At 41.7% G+C, this 4,494-nt stretch carries 6 protein-coding genes; all 6 read left to right on the plus strand.

Annotation, left to right across the window (positions count from 1 at the left end; translation table 11 throughout):
- Positions 1-695: SDR family NAD(P)-dependent oxidoreductase (locus AB1488_02805; protein MEW6409027.1), on the plus strand; the 695-nt coding region annotated here is incomplete at its 5' end.
- A gap of 54 nt (positions 696-749) precedes the next feature.
- Positions 750-2,183, plus strand: coding sequence for a malic enzyme-like NAD(P)-binding protein (locus AB1488_02810; protein MEW6409028.1), 1,434 nt, complete (start codon positions 750-752; stop codon positions 2,181-2,183).
- A 17-nt stretch (positions 2,184-2,200) separates the two neighbouring features.
- A complete protein-coding gene (locus AB1488_02815; GenBank protein MEW6409029.1) occupies positions 2,201-2,647 on the plus strand; it encodes an AsnC family transcriptional regulator in 447 nt (148 codons plus the stop codon).
- 12 nt (positions 2,648-2,659) lie between these two features.
- The gene (locus tag AB1488_02820; protein ID MEW6409030.1) at positions 2,660-2,968 is read left to right on the plus strand and encodes an MTH1187 family thiamine-binding protein; all 309 of its coding nucleotides are present in this window, start codon (positions 2,660-2,662) and stop codon (positions 2,966-2,968) included.
- Between the two features lie 44 nt (positions 2,969-3,012).
- Positions 3,013-4,110, plus strand: a complete 1,098-nt coding sequence (gene fbp, locus AB1488_02825; protein MEW6409031.1) for a fructose-1,6-bisphosphate aldolase/phosphatase — start codon at positions 3,013-3,015, stop codon at positions 4,108-4,110.
- A 51-nt stretch (positions 4,111-4,161) separates the two neighbouring features.
- On the plus strand, positions 4,162-4,494 hold a 333-nt coding region (locus AB1488_02830), incomplete at its 3' end, for a 2-hydroxyglutaryl-CoA dehydratase (protein ID MEW6409032.1).

Here is a 4,494-nt window from a genome sequence, read left to right on the forward strand (position 1 = left end):
CCTCGAGGGGGTTGGGCAGGACGATTGCATTAGCCTTCGGAAAAAGAAAATACAGGATTGTTGTTAATTACCATTTATCTGATAAGGATGCACAGGAGGTAGTGAGCAAAATAATTTCTTCAGGTGGTGATGCGATTGGTCTGCAGGCTGATGTAGGGGATGTTAGAAAAGTAAGATTGATGGTAAAAGAGGTTATGAAAAAATGGGGGAGGATAGATGTCCTGATTAATAATGCTGGTATTACAAAGGATAACCTGCTATTAAAGACATCAGATGATGACTGGGATACGGTATTGAAGACAAACCTGAAGGGGGTATTTAATACTATAAGAGAGGTAGCAAGGGTGATGGTGAGACATGGTGGTTATATAATAAATATAAGTTCTGCCTCGGGTTTAAAAGGTAAGGCAGGGCAGTCATCCTATGCCGCATCAAAGGCAGGATTGATAGGACTTACAAAGTCTGCTGCTATTGAACTGGGTAGATTTAATATAAAGGTGAATGCAGTGTTACCTGGAGTATTACCTACCGATATGGTGAAAGGAAGTCATCCTTCTGTTAAAGAAAAGGCGAAGAGTGAAAGTGTTATTGGAAGACTTTCAGACATCGAGGAGGTTGCAGAGTTCATATGCGGTCTTACAGAAATGGATAATGTATCAGGACAGATCTTTAATCTCGACAGCAGAATAATATAGTTTGTTGAAAATAATAGTGATTTTGTGGTATATAGAGTTCAGGAGGTTGAGTTCATGGAGGTAGCTCCAAGTGCAAGTTATAGTCTGACCATTAGGGTTGAGATAAAAAATGTCCCCGGAATGCTTGGTAAGCTTGCATCAGCAATAGGTCAGGTTGGTGGTGATATCGGTGCAGTAGATATAGTGAGTGTAAATAAATCCACGATAATCAGGGATATTACTGTAAGAGCGAGAGATGAGAATCACGGACATGAGATAGTAAATGCTATTAAAGAAGTTATGGATGTAAAGGTCATCCATGTCTCTGATCGTACCTTCCTTATGCACCTCGGAGGGAAGATAGAGATCAGGAATAAGATACCTGTAAAGACCAGAGATGACCTTACAATGGTCTATACACCTGGTGTAGCAAGGGTTTGTATGGCTATCCGTGATGACCCAGGAAAGGCATTTAACCTTACAATCAAGAAAAATACAGTAGCAATAGTTACGGATGGGAGTGCGGTGCTTGGACTCGGGGATATAGGACCTGAGGCTGCCCTTCCAGTTATGGAAGGGAAGGCAATGCTCTTTAAGGAATTTGGTGGGATAGATGCATTCCCTATATGCCTTTCCACAAGAGATACAGATGAGATAATCCGAACAATCAAATATATCTCACCGGCTTTTGGGGCCATAAACCTCGAAGACATATCTTCTCCACGATGCTTTGAGATTGAGGAACGCCTGAAAAAAGAAATTAACATACCAGTATTCCACGATGACCAGCATGGGACAGCAGTAGTTGTGCTTGCCGCTATGATAAATGCACTTAAGGTGGTAAAAAAGAAGATAGAAGAGATAAAGGTCATTGTGGTTGGTATAGGTGCTGCTGGTGTGGCATGCACAAAGATGATGATGACTGCAGGTGTAAAGAATATTATAGGGTTAGATCGCACAGGGACAATATATCTCGGTAGAAAAGAGAACATGAATCCAGTTAAAGAGTGGTATGCAGCGAATACAAATCCTTCTATGGTAAAAGGGGGAATCATAGAGGCTGCTGAGGGTGCGGACTTAATTCTTGGTCTCTCGGGGCCAGGTGTAATTCCTGTGGATGCACTCAAGAAAATGAATAAAGATCCCATCGTCTTTGCTATGGCAAATCCTGTTCCAGAGATTATGCCTGAGGAAGCAGAACCCTATGTGAGGATTATGGCTACAGGGAGATCCGACTATTCCAATCAGATAAACAATGTCCTCTGTTTCCCGGGACTCTTCAGGGGAGTACTTGATAGTCATGCATTTGAAATAAATGACGACATGAAACTTGCTGCTGCATATGCAATAGCCTCTGTAGTAACCAGAGGAGAACTACATGAGGATTACATTATACCAAGTGTATTTAACAAGAAGGTTGTTAGATCTGTAGCAAATGAGGTAGCAAAGGCAGCATACAAAACAGGTGCTGCAAGAAGACGCAGGAGACTATTTGAAATAAAGATATAAATGTAGTAAAATTAATCGTGGACATTATAGATAAAAAGATTCTTAACCTGATACAGACAGGTTTCCCTATAGAATCCAGACCCTATAAAATAATCGGAGAAAAGGTTGGGATTACAGAGCAGGATGCCTTTGAAAGGATAAATAGACTGAAAGAGAATGGCACTATAAGACGGATAGGTGCAACATTTGACTCCAGAAAACTTGGTTTTTCAAGCACACTCTGCGCAGCAAAGGTTACCAAGAATAAGATCGATAATTTTATTAAGGTCGTCAATTCGTATCATGGTATTACCCACAACTATGAGCGTGACCATAAATACAATATATGGTTTACACTTATTGTATCATCAAAAGAAGAGATAGAGTCAATAATTAAAGAGATAACAGAGAAAACAGGTGTAAAAAACATCAGAAATATGCCTGCTATAAGGTTTTTCAAGGTGAAGGTAGATTTAAAAGTATAAAGGAGGTGCATTATGTTAGCAGAATTCAGTATTGTGCCAATAGGTACGGGGAGTAGCAGTATAGGCGACTACTTAGCCGCTGTACTCGATATTGTGGATAAGAGTGGACTCCCATATAAGGTCAATCCAATGGGAACTGTGGTTGAGGGCACATGGGATGAGATATTTGCCCTGATAAAGAAGTGTCATAATAAGACTATGCGGGGCGCAGAGCGTGCTATAACGACTATATCTATAGACGACAGGAAAGGTAAGCCAAACAGATTGAAGAAGAAAGTTGAATCCATTGAGCGGAGACTGGGAAGAGAACTGTCAAAATAATGTTGCGGTGCTGCGGTGATGCGGTGCTGCGGTCAGGAGGAGTTATGAAGGTCACACTCAGCGTAATAAAGGCAGATATAGGTGGTTATGTAGGGCATTCAAGTATCCATCCGAGGCTTCTCGAGCATGCAAATGAAAAGTTGTCATCAGCCAAAGAGAAACACTTGTTGATAGACTATCATGTAACACGATGTGGCGACGACCTTGAACTTATCATGACCCATGATAAAGGTATAGATAATCAGGATGTCCATAAGCTCGCATGGAATACATTCACATCGTGTACTGAAGTAGCAAAGGAATTGAAACTCTATGGTGCAGGGCAGGATATGCTTAAGGACGCATTCAGTGGTAATGTAAAGGGTATGGGTCCTGGTGTGGCTGAGATGGAATTTGAAGAAAGGAGAAGCGAACCTGTAATAGTCTTTATGGCGGACAAGACCTCACCAGGTGCATGGAGCCTTCCGCTCTTTAAGATATTTGCGGACCCATTCAATACAGCAGGTCTTGTTATAGACCCGAGCATGCACGATGGCTTTATATTTGAGGTTCTCGATGTAAAGGCTGGGAAAAAGATTACCCTCTCATGTCCTGAAGAGATGTATAACCTCCTTATCCTTCTTGGAGCAACAGACCGATATATGGTTAAGGCGATATATAGAAAAACAGATGGTGAGATTGCTGCAGTTGCATCCACACAGAGACTGGGACTTATAGCAGGGAAATATATAGGTAAGGATGACCCGGTGATGATTATAAGGACACAGAGTGGTTTCCCTGCTGTTGGTGAGGCGCTTGAGCCATTTGCATTTCCTCACCTTGTAGAAGGATGGATGAGGGGATCACATCATGGGCCCTTAATGCCTGTTGCATTCTATGAAGCTAACCCTTCAAGGTTTGATGGTCCCCCACGGGTAATAGCAGCAGGTTTTCAGCTAACAAATGGTAGACTAATAGGGCCTCGTGATATGTTTGACGACCCAAGTTTTGACGAGGCAAGACATACCGTTAATATTATAGCTGACTATATGCGCAGACACGGACCATTTGAACCTCACAGGTTGAGTCTCGATGAACTTGAATATACCACATTTCCCCAGGTGATGAGTAAGCTTGAAGGAAGGTTCAAAGACGACGCATAAGGGGCGTACCAAAAAATCCAAAAGATTTTTTGGACCGCGTAGGAGAGATTTATGGCAGGGAGGCGATACATCGGTCTTGATGCAGGTTCTGTCAGTGTAAAACTCGTAGTACTGAGTGAAGATCTCAGTATAATTCACGAGTCTTATGAAAGACATTATGGGCAGACTTTAAAGGTTGCTATGGACCTGCTTGAAAAGACAGAACCAGCCAACTGTCTCGGTATTACAGGTTCTGTCGGAAAACTTCTTGCCTCAATACTTTCGATCGAATTTGTTAACGATATAATAGCACAATCAACTGCTGTCTCAAGATTTTATCCTGGAATAAAAACCATCATAGAGATGGGTGGTGAGTGCTCAAGGTTAATTATCTTAGAGAATAGT

The organism is Nitrospirota bacterium (genome assembly GCA_040756155.1).
Lineage (GTDB): Bacteria > Nitrospirota > Thermodesulfovibrionia > JACRGW01 > JBFLZU01 > JBFLZU01.

Bases quoted from the DNA above. Each gene is read 5' to 3' on its own strand.
- AB1488_02810 (MEW6409028.1), top strand. From the start codon at position 750: ATGGAGGTAGCTCCAAGTGCAAGTTATAGTCTGACCATTAGGGTTGAG.
- AB1488_02820 (MEW6409030.1), top strand. From the start codon at position 2,660: ATGTTAGCAGAATTCAGTATTGTGCCAATAGGTACGGGGAGTAGCAGT.
- fbp (MEW6409031.1), top strand. From the start codon at position 3,013: ATGAAGGTCACACTCAGCGTAATAAAGGCAGATATAGGTGGTTATGTA.